Origin of the sequence: Sporosarcina pasadenensis (genome assembly GCF_047228845.1) — a bacterium.
Lineage (GTDB): Bacteria > Bacillota > Bacilli > Bacillales_A > Planococcaceae > Sporosarcina.
Genome location: NZ_JBFEGM010000001.1, coordinates 164,761 through 183,323, shown reverse-complemented (window position 1 = coordinate 183,323; position 18,563 = coordinate 164,761). Strand labels below are relative to the sequence as shown.

Genomic DNA, 18,563 nt, shown 5'->3' with positions numbered 1-18,563 from the left:
ACTCCTTTTTATTTCCTTTACCTGCCCCTTTAGTTCCAAGTTTAGTTCCAAGAAAAAAACTTTCTAAGCGGCTTTGATCCTCAAGTAAAGCATCCGTTAGTTGAAGAAGAAAAGTGATGCATATTCAACATTCGCTCCCGATTGGGAATAAAATATCAACTATTACTTTTAAGTGAAATTAGGATTGTAAAATTGCAATGTACAAAAGCATATGTCCAACCTCAAAAAGGAAGTATGTCATGTCTTTTGAAAGCGGCACTTAACTTCAAGCTCAGTTTTCCGGTATGTATAACCGCATAAAGAGATAACCGTTCTCCATGTCGTCTGTCATCTCAAAGCCTGCCTTACTCCAAAACCTTTGAGCAACGCTATTTTCACATTCAACTGGTAAAGAAATTTTACTTGCGTTGCACTCTTTACACAGGTATTTAACACAAAGCTTAGCAGCAGCCGCCCCATAACCCTGTTTTTGAAAATCGCTATCTATCATGAAATTAATGATTTGAGGGTTATTTTCGCCAATATACATTAGAACATAGCCCACCATCACATCACCGGCATAAATCGCAAAGGGACGAGAAGCATCATAAAACACCCACGCCTCCGCTAAAGACCACGCTACAGAATCTACAAAGTCATCATTGGTAACCGATGCACGTAAATTCAAACACTCCTCGTAATTATCTTCATTAATAGTTCTTAATTCTACCAACATTGATCAAAGTTTCTCCCCTTTTTTTGCAATAAGATTATTCATATCAAACTAAATGGCCCTCTTGTTGACATAGCGCAATTCAGAGTTCGAGAATTGCGCCCAATTGCTGAACACAAGTTAAACAACACTCTTCAACTAACCTGCTGCGTTAGTTGAAGAAGAAATCCTATTCTTTTACTTCAATTTTTATTGCTCCAGCTTTACCAAGATAGAATTCTGCCATATTACCTCAAACCATATTTCTACCTTACCTACACGTAAGTTAAAAGCTATTAAGTTTAAAAGCCGTTGATAAATCTATGATTATTTCTTACATTCGACATAGGATGATAAAGCCCTTTTTTTCTCGTGAAAATAATGAGGATTCTAATGCCCCCCTTTTTTTATTTCAAATGCACAAATTCACCGATCTTCCCTCGTCCGATTTCCACAACCTCCATCTTTATAAATTGTACTAAATTGAGACCGTGCTGATCCTGCGTCATAATCATTTCTGCACCATTCACATGAACTGGCTTTATTGTTAAAAACATTTGTTTCCGTCATAAATTGCATGTCTTGTCCGTTTAAAAATTCGACGTAAACCGAGTACCTTTTCACCATTATTACCCTTAAATGCCTATGCTCGACACAAGGTAATAAAGACCCCCTTGTTTTTATGTACTTCCAACAAAAATAGACCACTCCGAGGAGTGATCAGTCGATGCTTTGTGCAGTTATAATTTGTTCTATTGAGATGCACAAATCTCCAAAAGGCCCGGCCAGCAGGATGGCTTTGTTATGTAGGTCGATTGCTTCGATAATACCTAGGTTTTCAACTATGCTGTTGTCTCGCCAAGTCTTTATTAACGTTTCGCATTTTCGTTTATATGCTATTTCGATTTCTTCTTGAATGCCTGCCAAATCCCATTCAGTCAGCTCCGGTCGGGCAGTTAAATCATCCTAAGCGTGCCAGTCTCTTAGTTCAGTTAGGTGTTCCGGCAGCATCATAGCTGTCCATTTGATTCGACCACGGTCTTTGATATCTCCTTCTACCTTCATTAACCAATCATCCTCTCCTTGGATCACAGGAACAAGTGCCAAACATTCTCGTTCGTAAAAGTACGTTTGGATTTCTAAAGAAAGCAGTATGCCCTAAATGACACCTCGCCCATCTGCAGAACTTTGATTCGTCTTTTGCAAATTGACCCAACCACTGCCATGTACATCATATCTAGAAATCCGCCGAAATTATGACTTCTTCAATGTTCAACGCACAAATGTTCCCTCCGTTAATTTATTATACAGAATGAGCGTCCGCATGCGAAATTAGATATTGAAAGTCAAAGAAAGAAGCTAACGCTATATAGAAAGAAGAATTAAGATTGGCGCTGGCCGTTCATGCAATTGTTTAGTTGTGATTATAACCGAACTGAATTGTATTGAACTTTCGTTTATATAAGTTTTCAACCTCAACCGCTTCTATTGCTGTCACATCTTTCGGTAACAGTTTTTAAATTGTGTACTGCATTTAGAAGGCGGCCTCAGAATTCTGTCCGAGCAGTTGTTTAAACACTTCATTACACCAGGAATGGTTGTTCCATATTCCGACCAACGGCCATTAAGAAAGTAGCTTGCTGCAGCGATCCATCTAATGGGTTGATATTAAGGGAAATTCAGAGTGCGATAATGGATATTTTCGCACTCTAAAGCACTTATCGCCTAATTACCTCCTTTGTAATGCATCCCATGCTCCAATAACAGATTTGAAAACTTTTCAACGAAAGTAGAATGTTCAATATTTCTAAGTTCTTTAGGTGGGTTGGTGATATCCCCCACTCTTTATCCAGGCAACTTTTCTGGATAAGTATCCTCATATTTATAGAAACAAATTATTTACATAGATAAAGTCTGTACAACCAATATATCATGTACAGACTTTTTGGATCATTGTATTTATTTATTTATAAAATTTTCAATTTCTTCTTTTTTTAATTGGATATTAATTTTCAAAACTTCCAAATCTTTCATTAATAGTAATGAGTCTTCATTGTTATTAAAGTCAATTTGAGATATTTCATTACTTCTCGTTTGAATAGTTTTAAGAAATCGTTTTAATTTTGAATCAACGTTTATTTCATCTATACCAATTGTTTTAGTAGCATCTGAATACTTCATTTTAGGTGTTCTAAAAAAACGTTTTAGTGTTTCGATATCTGCTGATTCAAGTAATGTGTCGGATCTTAATTGTGTTGTAGTTATTTTCTTGTTTTCGGCTTTGTAAACTAAACTATCTCGAATCAAATCTTCTGTAAGATCATTAACGACATTAGGGTGTTGAGCTTTCAAATCATTTATAAAATCAACAATTCGGGCTAATATAGTGATAGATAGCTTGTCAGTTGCCAATTGATTTTCGATTTCTTGATGAGGATAATAATTAAATACTTTTAGGGCCTCTCTAACAACTTTAACTCCTTTACCAGTCTTATAAGATAGTTCTTTTATAGACCAATTTTCATGATTATTTGTTGATAAATTAAATAAATGCTTGCCCCATTCGTATGTCGTCCAGTCCTGTTTCCCCCCCTGTACGGAGGAAAGACGATCTAATTCTTCTTCCACGGTTTCAGGAGCTGGAACTACATAGACAGGGATAATTTTAATGCCCATCTGACAAGCTGCTGCAACCCTTCTATGACCAGATAAGATAATATACTTGCCGTCCTTTTTGTAGCATGTAATAGCAGTTTCAAAACCGTTTTTTTTAATTACAGCTTGTAGTCTTTCCGTATCTTGTAATAAATTCCGCCGAGGATTAAGTGGGTTATTCTCAATTTTTTCAATAAGAACATATTCTAAATTTAATCTTTCCATAATTTTTACCTCCTAATTTTCGTTTGAAGCTTGGATTTTTTTACTCAATTCATCAATCATTTTTTCTAAATAAAGAAGCTCTTCATAAATCAAGTTAGCTTCATTTTTTTTCCCGTATTTTAATGATTTAACGTTATCTGAGGTTTTTTTTAGGGTAGTAATATTTTTTTTAACATCATAGCTGGTTAACGCTTTATTAGCTGCCATAATTCCTTTTATGAAATCATTAATCTTCATATTTGGTGTAGTCAAAAATCGGATAACATCCTCGCCGGTAGTTTTATTTAAGTACTCACCTTTTAAGATTTCGCTATTTAAAAATTTGTTTTCTAACTTTTGAAGCATGATTTCTTTTATATATTGTTCGCCTAAATCCTTATAAACATCAGGGTGAAGTTTCTTGATTCTTAAACACCATAAACGGATAGTGTCAAGCATATTCACTGAAAAATTATTATTCATCAGTTTGGATTCTAATTCTTGTTGTGTGTAAAATTTTCCAACAAAAAGTCGTTTTTTTACAGTTGCAACAGACGTATTTAGTTTCTGAGCTAAATTTTCAATTGTAAGATGAGAATTTATATCAGACAGATTTAATGTATGAATTAACCATTCTAATTCGTTCCAATCACTTTGATTTCCTTGAATAGCACCAAGTCTTTCCAATTCCTCTAAAGAATTTTTCGGTTCTGGAACTACATACACAGGTACTTCATCTAATTCCATTTCTACTGCAGCATTCCAACGACGATGACCACTAATGATGACATAAAAATTCCCTTTTTTATAGGCAACTATAGCCTCTTCAAAACCTTTAGTTTTTAATATCCTTTGTATTTCTCCAGATTTGTAAGTGACATCTTGTCGGGGATTTTTTGGGTTAGGTATTACAGAGCGTGTTTTAACCCAAATTAAGCTAGGTTTATTCAATTTTAATCACTCCTATTTATTTAATCCTGTAATAAAACAGCTTATTTCCTTTTTTTATTATGATGAAGTTCTAGATTCTTTGCTCTCTTACGGGCTTCCCTACATTCATCGTGTAAAATAGTTCCGATACGATTAAATATTGCAATTTGAGATTTTGTAGGAGCGTAAATGTTTCCATTACAATGTGTACAAAGGTAAATTTTTTCACCAGAATATAGAATTAAACTTAAATTAACGTAAAAATATTCTCTAATCGAATTACTTTTAAGATTTACATACGAATGGTATATCCTTTTTTGTTCAGGATGTAATAATTCCACTTCTATATTTCTAAGTTCTTTTTCCACAACTTTCCTTATAGACATATATTGTTGATAGTCTTCTTTTGATGGATTGAAGTTCTTTAAAAGCAAATTAATTTCATTTGTTAAGCAAGTTAAAGTATCTTTATGTTTCAAAATTATACTTATAAGATTTTTAGGTGAAGAGATCTTAGGGAAATATTTTTGTTCATCATTATGCAATTCTTTGTAAAGTAACAAGTAAAATGTATCTGCTGCAAACGCTTCGTTAGAACTAGGAATTATATCTACTAAGTTTTTTACTTGTTCTACATTATGCCAATCCATTTTTAATACTTCGTAAAAGATTTCATTGTTATTATCCATAATTTCACCGCCTTTTGTCCGGTTATTTACTAGAATAATTTTTATTAAGGAAAAGTTCTATAATGAACTTATACAAATGACGAAAATTACTTAAAGCAGTATAAGATAAAGATCTTTGTGCTTTTCAATTTGCTTTTTATTGTTTTTTACACTTTGATTACTATTCATTACCTTAAAAGCAAAATTGTATACTTTACTTTATGCCATCAAAATTGGTCCAATTATAGTACGGCTTTTATATGGAATACACCTTCATGAACTGTTCACTAACGGGTTCTTGTTGGACAACAGGGCTTCTTAGGTAGCTCTGTTTTCTTATTGAACTAACATGGCAGGTTAGTTCAATAAGGATTCTCTAATAACCGGGGTATTTTGTTTTTTATATAGGATCTAAGAGGGTATTTGACGAAGTATTTACTACATCCTATACAGGCCTATTAAGCATAGGATGGTGGTAATTTTGAGATTCTTTAAAAAAACTCATGTTTGTTAGTCATTTTTAGTTCGTGTAAATTTAATTGGTCGTGAAGGAATCGCTTCAAATGGTGAAGTTACGCTAAAAGAAGCGATTGCCATTGAATTGCAATGAGCAAGAGAATGGAATGTTTTAAGTGTAAACAGTGGTGGATGAATAGAAGGGGATGCTCGAGAGGAGAAACAGGAAAACGCTTTAATTGGAATATGATTTTTATCGTTCCAGGTACAGATGATTATGTACTAATTGGTATCTCAGAAAAGAGAATTATCCATTTTAGAAAAGGTAAGCAAACTCCGGGTTCAACAATAGCCTACGATGAAATAAAGTTGGATAGCTCTGATGTTCTCCAACTAGCAAAGGATAAATTCGGACTAAAACAGGGAAAAAAGGTTGGGCAACAGGATATCATTTACGCTTGATAATATCGATGGTACACCCATCCTAGATGTGGTAGAAAATGATCGAGATAACCGATTTACTCGAATTTCATCCAATGCCAAAAATGGAGATGTGGTCAGTGACATTCACAAATTACCGTTCGGCGGAGGATTAATATCCAGACTTAATGGATTACAGGGGTTGTCGCTGGAAAGAACAATTTAGTGGGATGGGGAGACAAAAAGCCAACACAATTTAGTATAACCAAACAACCGTTTATTGAATGGAGCCTTAACAATGGAGAATCATGGACAGAACTCCAAACTATTGATTTTGTAACACAGGCTTGGTTTGATATGAATGATCAGTTATATGCTGCAACGGAAAAAGAATTATGGACAGGTATTACATCAAAAAGTAAAGGAACGAAAATTCTTTAACTAGACCAGAGGATTGAGAACATGGATTTTTCAATTAATAACCATATAGCTGCACTATCAAATGGAAAGGTTTACTATACGACCGATCAAGGTGGGAGTTGGGAACAGGCTATTGTTCCTGAGTATAAATGTTATACCCGTATAGGTAACGAATAAAGCTTCTCTAGGACGTTTGATGATTTACTATATCTAAGTCAACAAACCGCATTGCAATGTTCCAGATAGGCCAAGACTACCTCGAAGCTTTTGGTTCATGGAAAAAAAGCAAAATTTATATTTAAAGCCTATTTAAAAATTGAATGTGACACTAAACTTCTTCGACATAATGGCCGATAGAGGCAACTTAATAGTGTAATGAAAATCAAGGTTTAACGTGTTTTGATCAAATAACGATACACTTCATTGACTGTACTTATTATTGTTAAGCAACTGAAATGAACAAATAGACAGAGTGCGATGATTGTTCTTTCAGCACTCTTGTTTATCATTTATTGTTTCTTTTCGACTTATTCTTTAACATTTTCTAATTAGACAACGAAGAGCAACTATCCCCATTATTACCCATAAATATATACATCGTAGATTTTTTCATACATCTTCTTTTTCTCGATCATGCGGAACAATGGTTCCATCTGGATACTCCCTCACCCAACCATTCTCGGTGTCGTAAATAATATATGTGTTATTTGCTTTAGCATCAATTTTAGCCCGTTCACCAGTCATCTTAACCCATTTGTCAATCCACTCAAATTTTCTTCCACTAGATTTTCCACTATGGTCTGACACAATATTCACCGCCGATTTCACCGTATATTCTACAATTATTCGGATTGAGTCATCACTTGAATTCAATTACATATTCATAGCAACATAGCTAGAAATTTTGATTCACCTTAGTTATCCTCATAAACGGAATAACTAAAATCAATATAATCTTCGAGTTCTGCCCCTTCCCCTCGGTCCATTCCCCAACCAAAACGCTGGTAATCCGTTCCTCCATCCAGGAAAATTGCTCCACAACTGCATCTCTTAAAATCATAGCTATGTGTTGATTCAATGACATCATCGCACTTTTTGCAACGTACTTTGTTTACTAATACTTTCTTCATATGATCACTCCTTCATTCAGTCTACGACATGTGGGATACATAAATTCGGCGCAATTTTATACCTACTGCTATTTTAGTAAGCAGTGTTAATACGCAGCGCATAATCTTTTTTATCAATAACAGCATTTTCATTTCCAACATTATATTCCGTTTTGAATATCAGGAAGGATCCTCTCCATACCTTGTTGAAGGTAGGAGTTTAAAACTACCCTGTGCCAGCACCATGTTGAGAACAGAACTTTTTACATAATTTCCGTACTAGAATCCGACTTTTGATATTATAGTCTTATTCTAACTATACTATCTTACAAAATCTCCATACTAAAGGCTAAACCTTTTACATAAAGGTGTACCTGAACATGCTATTCTCAAAAATCTCGTAACTACATTCAACAACTATTTGAGCAACATTTATTTCTTCTTATCTAACAGAAATCCGCTAATAAAAAAACGCTCAGATCGGGGGTAACCTCCTTTTTCTGAGCGTTTTTACGTATAGTTACAATCTTATTTTGTTAAAACACCCATTAGTTGAATAAGGAATTGTACTCTCATATCCCTACTGTTCAAAATCTTGCTGGGAACTGGGCTTCAATCCACTCTCTTAAAAAATAGATGAACTTCCTCCCAACCGCTTAGTTGCAATCAAAATACCATGTCCAGAGTCTTTAAAAAGCATGAACTGCCCGTTTTTTTAAAACCAATAATACAAAGACACGTCCCCATCAATTTCATCAATAAATTTAAGGAGTGCTATAACGTGATTGCAAATTAATTTACTTTCACTCTTATTTAAGATTACATTATCGTGTGCGTAGCTTTCGTCATTTCTTACGTTGTTGAAGTTATTTAAGAGGTTTGTATTGGCCTTTAAAATTTGTAATGTCATGTTCGACTCAATAACACCACTATCTTCGACATGCTTTCGATACTTGGCTAACAATGTATGTAACGAATCTTTCTTCACATATTCTAATTTATGCCTTTTACATAGCTCTCTGAAGAAACGAATACTGAACGTATGCAATCTATCTAGTGCCAGTTGCGGTTGATCATCTTGAAGCTTACTTCTAATTTCGCTCGATAATATTTGAATAGCTTCAGAATTAACTACGCTTAACTGTGAAAGAACCTCCGAATCTTCGACTGTATCAAAATCTCTTGATAAGTCGGGGATGAATAAGACTCCTTTAATATCAAAACCTACGTTACCAGGGATAAGTCTATCGCAAATAATTTCAACCTTTCTTTCTGCAGCTGAATTTAATTTATTTAAAATAGCTGGGTTTACGGAAAACTTAATGTTTACACCTTTCGCATTCCATCTACCTTTTTTATTAACATAATAAGAAGTACCTAGATCATCAATCGTAATGTCCGCCTTTTGTAGATACCCATATAGTTCTAACTCGTTTTCCCTTTTTAATTCCCCTAATACTCCGCTGAGTAACTTTTCTTCTGTAAACGGTAATTCATATGTAAAATTGCTCATTGTTCAATCCCCCTTTTTCTATCTTACATTATACGGTTTCTTTCGATTCGAAAGGAATTAGCACAACTCTCCAAAACCCTTCTTGAACTAAAGCACCCTTTAGTTGAATACGAAAAAGAGACGATTATTTATCAATCGCGACCTTTTATGGATGATCGGTTTCCATTACCTATGCTTTATCGATATTACAGACTCGTCCTTTAGTTCAATCCTAGGGACACAGAAATTAATAAATTTAACGGTTCCCCTTTCATGTGGTGACAGTAAATCAGAGTCGCAATACGGTTATTGGCTCGTTGTCACAGATTTCACCATTGTCACGGAAACCAAAGCTTTCATAAAGCTTTTTGGCGGCGAAGTTATCGGTCCCATATGGAATCCAACAGTAACGTGCAGGCCCGGCCGGAAAGGTGCGAATAAATTCCAAGATTTTTTTCATGGTTTCCCGACCGTAGCCCCGATTCTGATATTGCTTGTCAATCATCAGTCGCAAGATACAATAGCTGTCATCTGCGATTGACGGGAGTTCGTATCCGGTGATTCCATAAGTCATCATAACAAAACCTACCGGCTGCTCATCCGCGTAAATGGCAAACGGAAATGGATGTCCCCCATTGGTTGCAAGGACATAACACGAAGCCATGCTTGACAGATTGGACGCAACGAAGCGGCGTTGTTCATCTGAAACTTCCAAGTTAAATATGGCACGTCGGTTTTCCAACGTAATTTTTCTAAGCTCAATCATGCGGGGCTTCTCCCTTCATTATCTAAATTACTGGTTACTGAGAAGACCTGTTAGATCCTGTCTTATAAGACAAGCGATTAGCGTAATCAATGCTGCGTGATTAGATAACAGACCAACGCTTTTGCTTAAACCATTATATCAAATTCCCTCATTTGCTATCGTAAATTATTCCATTACATAGCCCGATGGCCGAACACAAGTTAAACAGCTCTCTTCACTAAACTGCACCGTTAGTTCAATAAGAATTAATCACCCCAGCAGCTCAACGATCTTCAAGTAAAGCACCCGTTAGTGGAATATGGAATCTACTAATGAATGGATTCTTATTAGAACCCAGAAACCCTCCACTATGAATTTTTCAGACTTGAAATTACCAGGTTTCCAAACATTTGTATATCTTTAATATAATCGAAACCTAAGTTCTCGGATGCATTTAAACTATTGGACATTCTAACAGCCACAGCATTATATTCGGGAATAACAGTACAGGAACATCCGGATGCTCCAAGGATTTGATAAGAACCATCTGGTAATTCTGAACCTAATTCATTGTAAGTAACAGATACATCTCCATCCTTAACCCACCATAAAAACCCGAACTTCGGAAGTTGATTGGGAAAAGAATTAGGGCTTTGAACAGAAGTAGTTAGTTCAAATATCTCTTGTGGGAGTATTAATTTACCTTCAAATACCCCTTTGTTTAAATGTAAATTTCCCCAATATGCTAATTCTCTGGCACTTACATATAGATTTCTTTCATCACCTATATTTGAACCTATTCTCAATGTAGGGTAACTCTTCGATGAATCTATATCACAAACTAAATTGTTGTTTCCTTCAGTAACCCACCCAGTGTTTGTCCAGTGTAAAGGTTTAAACACTTTCTTTAAGAGGATGTCGTTTACTGTTTTGCCAGTAGCTTTGTATAAGATTTTTGCCAATATTTCTGGTTTCTTTCCCTCAATATCTGTTCCTAAATCAAAGGCACGATAAACTTTACTATTTTCAAACTTTAGACCAGTACACCTTGTTAATAAATGTCTAATCGTTGTCTCTCCAAGAGTTTCTTTATTATATTCATTTAAATATTTACTTAAACTATCATCCAAGCTTAATAAACCTTCATTTATAGCTATTGCAATTGCGAGTCCAACGTAAGTAACTCTAACCGAATAAACATTGAATCTTGAATCATAATTTATCTTTTTTGCCCCTTGCTCAAAATGATACTCACCCGAATACCATTCGTGTACTATTTTATTGTCTTTCATAATAACCAGAGCAGTACCCGATGCTTTCATATCTCTTCTTATTTTTTCAGTATATGTGGTGAGATCTTTAAAAACATCCTTCTTTAAAGTTTTAATCATACCCTAATTCACCCTTTCATAAGATACAAGATTCTCTTGTTATTCAACTAACCTGCTTCGTTAGTTGAATAAGAAAAAGAGCCGTCTAAGCAGCTTTACGATCTTCAAGTAAAGCACCCGTTAGTTCAATAACTCATTAATCGTTTTTGCTGAACTTTTTGAAAGGGTATAGATAGTATGAGTATCTTTTGAATTCATTATCGTACCACTTTCATCATTTATCCAAAGAAAATAGGATTCTTCACCGAATTCAACTTTATACTGAGGACTAGCCATATCAACTATACCTGGCATTTTTTTAGCGTTGTTGAACGCTTTCACAAAATCATTAACAACTTCTGAGCTTGTAAAGGAGATCAATGAATCTATTTTGATATCCGAAAAGCTTTCCATTTCGTAAACATCTACTTTTTGAATATTTTTAGAGGAACATCCACTAACGAAAAACAAGGTGAACACCACAGCTATCAATAACAGAGACAATTTTTTCAACGAAGCACCCCCCATATAAATATTTAGACAATTTCAAGCGAATAAAGTTTCACATTTATCTTCGTTTATTGAACTAACCTGCCCCGTTAGTTGAACAAGAAAAAGAACAAGAACTTACTTTTAAAGTTTCTAGCGAATCGGTCACTGACTCCCATGCCGATGATGACGGATCAATAACCATAAAATGTTCCACGTCTGGAAGTACCACCAAACGAACTTTATCGCCCTGTTCAATAGCCCTACGATGATACTCAATACTCAAATCAACTGGAACATGACGATCTAATTCACCATGAATTAATATTTGTTCGACATTCAAAGGCAACAATTCTATCGGTGATGCTAACCTATAACGTCCAGATACTTCTTGGGGTGATCCACCAATAAATGAAGCTACTGGACTAGTCATCCCTTTTTCTTCATGGATTTCCCACATCTTTCTCAAATCCAAAACCCCTGCCAAACTTATTACACTTCGTATAGGTATAAGAAGTGTATTACCGATCCCGTCCGTTTGGACTTTGTTATACCGAGATGCCAACCAAAGAGCCAAGTGTCCCCCTGCTGAATGCCCAAGGATAACCACTCGAGAGAGGTCGAGCTGAAAGCGTTCCTCAAGTTGAGTGAGGTGATTTACAGCATCTATAACATCACTCAATGTTCCTGACCAACCTCCACCATCTTCTCCGACTCGACGGTATTCAATATTCCAAGTAGCATAACCACGACGAGTCAAATCTTCAACAAGTGGTGTATTTTCCTCAAGATCGTATTTTGATTGCCAAAAACCACCATGAATTGTAACAACCACTGGACTGAGTCCAGAAAGATCTGGAATACGCAATACACCGAATTGGGACGGGTGATCTCCATAAGGTATGTGAAAAAATTTTGTCAATATAAAAACTCCCTTCTAACGCCACCTCTTTAATTCAATAAGAAGAACCACTACTCCTCCTTATTGAACTATCCTGGTCCGCAAAATAAAAGAGCTGTCAAACAGCTCAACGATCTTCAATGAAAGCACCCGTTAGTGAAATAAAGTTTTCACGAATTTTGGTTACTACATAGCCAAAGGTTAATTAAAATCTCTCAATAACCTTGTCTACATTATCCCATTCATAAATTAATTCATTTAATAATTTCCCACCAATTTTAATTTGAACGGCTTCAACTAATTTCGCACCATAATATTCATATAAAAAACGAGTTTTATTTTCCTCCAGGACATCCACAAATATTTTTTCATAACCTAATTGTTTAAAATGCAAAAATAGATCTTTTAATAGCTTTTTTCCAATCCCTCTTCCTTGATATTCTTCAAGCAGATAAATCGAAGTCAAATCACCCGAATTCTTCACTACATTGGTTTCTCTCTTCCAAGCATCTGCAAAACCTATTATTTCACCTTCATTATTCTCTGCAATAACAACATAGTTATCTTTTCTTGCAATATTTCCCTCCCACAATACTGTTCGTTTTTCATAGGATAAATTGTTTAAAAAGTCATTCGGGATAATGTCTTTATAAGTCGTTCTCCAACAATCCACGTGTACTTTTGCAATACCTGATGCATCATCTAATTTAGCTCTTCTTATTTGCATTTTCACACCCACCCCGCCCATTATTTAACAAGGAAAAGTAAATCTAATTTCTCATAAAACACTTACTTCGATATCCTTCCAGCAATATCCTCATTGTTGAACTTAACTGCCTCGTTAGTTCAGTAAGCCTTTATTTCTTATGAACTTTTACATAAACGCTTCCAAATATTTCATCTCCGATATAAGCATCTAACTTCCACATTCCACTTTTAGGGAGCATCATATTTGTTGGGAAATGCTGATCTGCACCATTATTTGGGCTAGGAAAAGAATTCCCTATTGTTGGTACAATTGTTATTTCCTCATCACTGTTTTCGTGAGTTCCTAAAACCTTAAAATCACCAATTAACTCATCTTCATTTCCCCAAAAGTGCCACATATACTTTTGTACTTTGTCTGGATAAAATTTAACTACTTCACTATCATCGTAAATAAAACCCAAACGTCCTTCTTCCCCGATCATTGTGTAACTTCCTGATTTAAAAAGAGGACTTTCATTCCAATTGTGTTGAATAACTTCTTCTTTTATCGGCTCTTCGTCATTACAGCCCCCAATTACTAATGATAAAATCACGGCGTAGATCAAGATTAAGCTTTTTTTAAACATAAACATACCTCCATCTTTTTATATTTATTCCCGCTAAACTTCAAATATCAGTTATTGAACTAACCTGCTGCGTTAGTTCAATAAGAATAAAGCTTACTCCTTCTTGAAGTAAGCACCCGTTTGTTAAATACCTTCTTATGTTGCATTAATAAAAAATCTTCCCTTTGTAGCTTTAATTTCAAAGAAATATTTTTCATTATTCTTTAGCCCTTCCAATTTCACACTTTTTCCAGGCAATACCTGAAATTCATCTACTACTATTTCTCCATTTACATCTTTTACCCTCAGAAGGACATCACTTCCACTGTTTGCATGATTAGTGATTTCCTTATTCCAGAAAACGCTATCGAATGTCAGCTCATTTTTATCGTTAAAACTTATTCCTTCCCACTCATCCATGCTATCTGCTGAATCTACAACAGCTGTAACCATCGGAAAAAAAATTCGTTTCACAGGACCTACATTTTCAACAACTAAACAACAAGAAATTACGACTAATGCCAATGCAATTGCAATTATAGAAGATAACATCGTTTTTCTTGATTTCATAATAAACACCCCCATTTACTAGTCCTTTTCTTTATTCAACAAGGAAGGTTATAACCCCTCTTCTTCCTGCGTTAGTTGAACAAAATAAAAGAACTGTTCTGGAGGCTCAACGATCTCCAATTAAAGCCCCCGTTAGTAAAAAACTCACTTTAAAAAGGACTTGTCGAAATACTCCATTGCTAGTATTACTAGCCCCAAAATCGTTAACAACAATCCTACAACAAATGGGAAACCTAGGAATAAACTTTGAACAGCTTCATTCCCAATCCCATATTGCTGCTTTTCCCCAAAAATCGCATACCACAACTTTGAACCAGACCAACTAGTCATGCTGGGAATATACGTCATTGCCACTATAATTATAGTTAATGTGGTAAATAATCCCCTACCATTATAAAACCGCCAATTACCGTCCTTTTCATTCTTTCGCCCCCAATCTCTATCTCCATGCAATTTAGATTTCCGCTTGTTCCACTAACCTGCCACGTTAGTTGAACAAGAAAAAAGAGCCGTCTAAGCAGCTCAACGATCTTCAAGTAAAGCAGCCGTTTGTTTAAGTACAATTCATCACATTGTTTCCTTTTAATGCAACTATCATTTTCGTTTATTCCAGGAATATGCCCCCTGTTTATACAAATTATTCACCAAAAAATGAGTTAATTCACTTTGGATCAACTCACTATAACTTTGAAGTAAAACGCTTCATACTATTTAGTAGTATTTAATATTTCAGTGCCTATGTTTGGACTTTTCCGATGGTTAGTGGCCTGTTCAAAGGCATATGCTAACGCAATTAATTTCCCTTCACTAAAGGCTGTTCCTGCAAAGGTAACTCCAAAAGGTCGACCGTTTTGCTTATAACCAGCTGGTATGGCAATGGAGGGGTACCCTGCTTTTGCACTAATAGTTGAACCTATATAAGAGGGGAAAAGAATTGAATCTAGATTGTATTTTTCCAAAGCAAGGTCGATACCTTGTTCCTGGGAAAAATACAGGTCTTCCAATTTGTTTAGTAAATAATCGGGATTCCGTAATGTATTTGGAAAGTGGTCTCTTTGCTCCAATTTATCCTGTCCATATTTTAATGCCTTTTCTTTGTTGATTTGATTAAACTCAATTAATTCTTTGATTGAATGAATAGGCAAGTTTGTTGGGAGTTGCGAAAGAAAATTATCTAAACTGTGTTTCAATTCGTATAGATTTACTCCCCAATTCCATTCTCTATGAAACGAAGGCATTTCTACTTCTTCTATAATGGCTCCCTGATTTTTAATAACTTGTATAGCTTTTTGAAACAAAGCCTCATCGTACTCATCCGAATTTAGAAAGTCATTGGATGCATTTTTAAATATACCGATCCTAGCTCCTTTAAGACCATCGGAATCAAGGAATTTAGAATAGTCCTGCTCTATCCTTCCTTCACTTTTAAAGGTAGCAGCATCTTCCTTATCAAGACCAGCCATAACCCCTAGCAAAAGGGCTGCATCCGTAACATTCCTCGCCATTGGCCCAGCAGTATCTTGAGAATATGTAAAAGGTATAATACCACTTCTGCTAATCAAACCTACAGTTGGTTTAATTCCTACTACTGAATTTTGTATAGCAGGACTAAGAATTGAAGCATCAGTTTCAGTACCGACGGATAAAACCGTAAAATTAGCAGCAACTGCCACAGCAGAACCAGAACTAGACCCACCCACAAAAAGGTCAGGATCTCCATAAGGGTTTAATACTTGCCCTCCTCTCGAGCTATATCCGGCCCACATTGTCGTAGACATTGCATTAGCTAATTCCGTCATATTGGTCTTACCTAAAATAACCGCACCTGCTTTACGGAGCTTTTCCACAAGAAACGCATCTTTTTCCGCAACATAATGCTCCAATGCAATCGTACCTGCACTTGTATGCATCGAATCCGAAGTTTCAATATTATCTTTTAGAAGGACAGGAATTCCGTGCAAAGGGCCTCTAACTCCCTTAGTGTTTCTTTCGTTATCAAGGGCTTCGGCTATAAAGATAGCGTCAGGATTAATTTCAAGAACGGAATTTATTCTCGGTCCGTCCTGATCATATTTCGCTATCCGATACAAATAATACATCACTAATTCTTTTGAAGTTATAAATCCATTTCCCATAGCACTTTGAATCTCAATACTCGTTAATTCTTCTTTATAAAACTCATTAAATTTAATACTCATAATAACCCCCTTATTTAATTTCCCAATATACTTTATTTTTAACACTTTTATAAACATTTTGGTGTATAGGTGCTATTTCTTTAAGCCATTCTTCCACTAACCTGCCCCGTTAGTTGAAGAAGAAATAATGTTATACTGTGAATTTAGTTAACCTAAACCCATCATAAGTTTCTGAATTTCATAATTACCGAAGCCATTTAATTAGGTTTAGGGAGTTTGCAATTCTTCTTTAGCCAGTATGTTAATCAGTCAAAAAACCAATAAAATTAAACCACCCTGTTATCTTCATGTTCTTTCGCAAACCATCTTATTACCTGCTGCGCAAGGACATCTAAGCATTTAGAAAATGCCTTTAATTGATCTGCTGGACATTCCATCCCCTTCTTTTCATAATTGGTTTTTGCATGAGCAAACATATTCCTAGTATGACTAATAGCATTAGAAATATCTTTTAAGGCTTTTGCTTTATCGTCGTTATTGCTTTCCAACCTTAACTTCCTAACAGACTCCAAGAATGGGGGAGCTATTGTAGCAATATCATTTAGGTCACAACAAGTTTCCATTGTTAGTTTTATAGCAAGAAAGTCTTTTTGATTATTTCGGTTACTTTCGAATATTTTTCCTAATTCAAGTATATAGTTTGCATCTGGATTTAAAGCTCTCGGGCTTAATAGCTTCTTGGTAACAGAATTAATAAGGTCTTCCTGTATAACGGTTTGAGAAACATATTCTATGACTTTTGTGTACGTCAGAACCAATATTTCGTAATCCATACTAGATAGAGAAGAATTATACAATCTTAGCAATTCATCGATACCTTTTCCTCGTAGCATTGGTCTAAGCCTTTTTGCAGCTATTTTAAACTCTGGAACTTCATCAGTTATATAGGACAACCTTGGAGCTAAATGTACACTAATCCCTAATGTTGATTTTAACTCAAATAAATATGCGTTAACTAAATCATCGACAATACTTGCATCTATGGTGTCTTCAACAGTAATTTCTATAAAGAAATCAAATTCATCTACTGGGGGTAGATACTGATCATAAAGATTATTAATAATTAATTTAATCCCATAGCTTGTTAATCCATTTACAATATTTATTGAGTAATTTTGCCCGTCTATTAATTCTGTAAGAGAAGGAATATTATGCTCAGAACTTAATATCAACTCTTGATCATCGATAGTATATAAAGCATTTCTTTTGCTAATTAATTTGTTTTCATTAAATTCAACAGCCTCCTTAGCATCATTTACTAAAATGAATAACTCACCAAGCGTTGGGTAATCCTCCAACTCCGAATGCGGAAACCAAACAGGAACCATATAATCTTCATCGATTACAACTACTTCATCCTCTGTCTCTTCGTCTTCATCATCAGGAAGATACGTAGAGTCATAATCTATATTGTGCGCTTCAAAAAAACTTAGAAGATCACTTACCTTTTGTTTAAATTCCTCAGAAATAAAACTAATAGCCATTAATACGCCCCCTTTTTATGTATATTATCACTTTTAAATGTCTTAAGTCTTAATGTAAAGTGAATTTCGACAGAACCTTTGTTTTATTCTAAGATATTTGTCTACGTACATCACGTATGCTTTTCCCTGTGGATTTGTAGTATTGGCTTGTGGAAGTGTTGTAGCGCACGTAGTCTTGACTTGCGCAGAGTTTCATCTTATTGAGGGCATCGTAAGTGATAAAAGGATTACCACATATTTTGCAGTGGTGCCAGCGATTTGCAGTGATTCGGACATCACCCCGCGTAAGTTGTCTATTTAGTGGATTGTCTTTCACGAGTCGATCCAAGATCGCGTGGTATTGTTTCAGGTTCAATTTGAACGCTTGAAATCTTCCTGTAGTGGAAGGCTGTGAGTAACTTCTCTGTCAAAGGGCTTTCGTTCATCTAGAGACAGTCGCATCATTGCT

Annotated in this window: 19 protein-coding genes and 1 pseudogene; 2 read left to right on the top strand and 18 right to left on the bottom strand. The window is 35.3% G+C overall.

What is annotated here, in order from left to right:
• Positions 1–271: 271 nt before the first annotated feature.
• The 6 genes and pseudogenes from AB1K89_RS00940 to AB1K89_RS00915 all read right to left on the bottom strand — a co-directional run bounded on the left by AB1K89_RS00940 (position 272) and on the right by AB1K89_RS00915 (position 5,169).
• Positions 272–715, bottom strand: a complete 444-nt coding sequence (locus AB1K89_RS00940; protein WP_413052957.1) for a GNAT family N-acetyltransferase — start codon at positions 713–715, stop codon at positions 272–274.
• 383 nt (positions 716–1,098) lie between these two features.
• Complete coding sequence (locus AB1K89_RS00935) at positions 1,099–1,248, bottom strand: hypothetical protein (RefSeq protein ID WP_413052956.1); 150 nt, start codon at positions 1,246–1,248, stop codon at positions 1,099–1,101.
• 163 nt (positions 1,249–1,411) lie between these two features.
• A pseudogene (locus AB1K89_RS00930) lies at positions 1,412–1,636 on the bottom strand (YolD-like family protein); the annotation flags it as partial.
• Between the two features lie 1,014 nt (positions 1,637–2,650).
• Positions 2,651–3,571: a ParB/RepB/Spo0J family partition protein gene (locus AB1K89_RS00925; protein WP_413052955.1), complete on the bottom strand. Its 921-nt coding sequence runs from the start codon at positions 3,569–3,571 to the stop codon at positions 2,651–2,653.
• A gap of 12 nt (positions 3,572–3,583) precedes the next feature.
• Positions 3,584–4,501: a ParB/RepB/Spo0J family partition protein gene (locus tag AB1K89_RS00920; RefSeq protein ID WP_413052954.1), complete on the bottom strand. Its 918-nt coding sequence runs from the start codon at positions 4,499–4,501 to the stop codon at positions 3,584–3,586.
• A gap of 41 nt (positions 4,502–4,542) precedes the next feature.
• The gene (locus AB1K89_RS00915) at positions 4,543–5,169 is read right to left on the bottom strand and encodes a hypothetical protein (protein ID WP_413052953.1); all 627 of its coding nucleotides are present in this window, start codon (positions 5,167–5,169) and stop codon (positions 4,543–4,545) included.
• A gap of 597 nt (positions 5,170–5,766) precedes the next feature.
• On the opposite strand from AB1K89_RS00915, the gene AB1K89_RS00910 reads away from it, so the two are divergent.
• Both AB1K89_RS00910 and AB1K89_RS00905 read left to right on the top strand, forming a co-directional pair.
• Positions 5,767–6,066, top strand: a complete 300-nt coding sequence (locus tag AB1K89_RS00910) for a hypothetical protein (protein WP_413052952.1) — start codon at positions 5,767–5,769, stop codon at positions 6,064–6,066.
• A gap of 183 nt (positions 6,067–6,249) precedes the next feature.
• Positions 6,250–6,465, top strand: a complete 216-nt coding sequence (locus AB1K89_RS00905; RefSeq protein ID WP_413052951.1) for a hypothetical protein — start codon at positions 6,250–6,252, stop codon at positions 6,463–6,465.
• Positions 6,466–7,053: 588 nt separating this feature from the next.
• Here the strand turns inward: AB1K89_RS00905 and AB1K89_RS00900 are convergent.
• From AB1K89_RS00900 to AB1K89_RS00845, 12 genes are all read right to left on the bottom strand, one after another.
• Positions 7,054–7,251, bottom strand: a complete 198-nt coding sequence (locus tag AB1K89_RS00900) for a hypothetical protein (protein WP_413052950.1) — start codon at positions 7,249–7,251, stop codon at positions 7,054–7,056.
• A 107-nt stretch (positions 7,252–7,358) separates the two neighbouring features.
• Complete coding sequence (locus AB1K89_RS00895; protein WP_413052949.1) at positions 7,359–7,574, bottom strand: DUF7695 domain-containing protein; 216 nt, start codon at positions 7,572–7,574, stop codon at positions 7,359–7,361.
• A 694-nt stretch (positions 7,575–8,268) separates the two neighbouring features.
• Positions 8,269–9,066 (bottom strand): abortive infection family protein, encoded by a 798-nt coding sequence (locus AB1K89_RS00890; protein WP_413052948.1) that lies wholly within the window; start codon positions 9,064–9,066, stop codon positions 8,269–8,271.
• Between the two features lie 268 nt (positions 9,067–9,334).
• Positions 9,335–9,811, bottom strand: coding sequence for a GNAT family N-acetyltransferase (locus AB1K89_RS00885; protein WP_413052947.1), 477 nt, complete (start codon positions 9,809–9,811; stop codon positions 9,335–9,337).
• A gap of 347 nt (positions 9,812–10,158) precedes the next feature.
• Positions 10,159–11,181 (bottom strand): serine hydrolase domain-containing protein, encoded by a 1,023-nt coding sequence (locus tag AB1K89_RS00880; protein ID WP_413052946.1) that lies wholly within the window; start codon positions 11,179–11,181, stop codon positions 10,159–10,161.
• Positions 11,182–11,301: 120 nt separating this feature from the next.
• Positions 11,302–11,673, bottom strand: coding sequence for a YhfM domain-containing protein (locus AB1K89_RS00875; protein WP_413052945.1), 372 nt, complete (start codon positions 11,671–11,673; stop codon positions 11,302–11,304).
• 73 nt (positions 11,674–11,746) lie between these two features.
• Positions 11,747–12,571 (bottom strand): alpha/beta hydrolase family protein, encoded by an 825-nt coding sequence (locus AB1K89_RS00870; RefSeq protein WP_413052944.1) that lies wholly within the window; start codon positions 12,569–12,571, stop codon positions 11,747–11,749.
• A gap of 184 nt (positions 12,572–12,755) precedes the next feature.
• Complete coding sequence (locus AB1K89_RS00865) at positions 12,756–13,277, bottom strand: GNAT family N-acetyltransferase (RefSeq protein ID WP_413053422.1); 522 nt, start codon at positions 13,275–13,277, stop codon at positions 12,756–12,758.
• Positions 13,278–13,407: 130 nt separating this feature from the next.
• Complete coding sequence (locus AB1K89_RS00860) at positions 13,408–13,884, bottom strand: DUF4871 domain-containing protein (protein WP_413052943.1); 477 nt, start codon at positions 13,882–13,884, stop codon at positions 13,408–13,410.
• 135 nt (positions 13,885–14,019) lie between these two features.
• A complete protein-coding gene (locus tag AB1K89_RS00855) occupies positions 14,020–14,433 on the bottom strand; it encodes a hypothetical protein (protein ID WP_413052942.1) in 414 nt (137 codons plus the stop codon).
• A 707-nt stretch (positions 14,434–15,140) separates the two neighbouring features.
• Positions 15,141–16,631, bottom strand: a complete 1,491-nt coding sequence (locus tag AB1K89_RS00850) for an amidase family protein (protein ID WP_413052941.1) — start codon at positions 16,629–16,631, stop codon at positions 15,141–15,143.
• Between the two features lie 266 nt (positions 16,632–16,897).
• Entirely contained in the window at positions 16,898–18,115 is a 1,218-nt protein-coding gene (locus tag AB1K89_RS00845) for a hypothetical protein (protein WP_413052940.1), read from the bottom strand.
• Between the last annotated feature and the right edge of the window lie 448 nt (positions 18,116–18,563).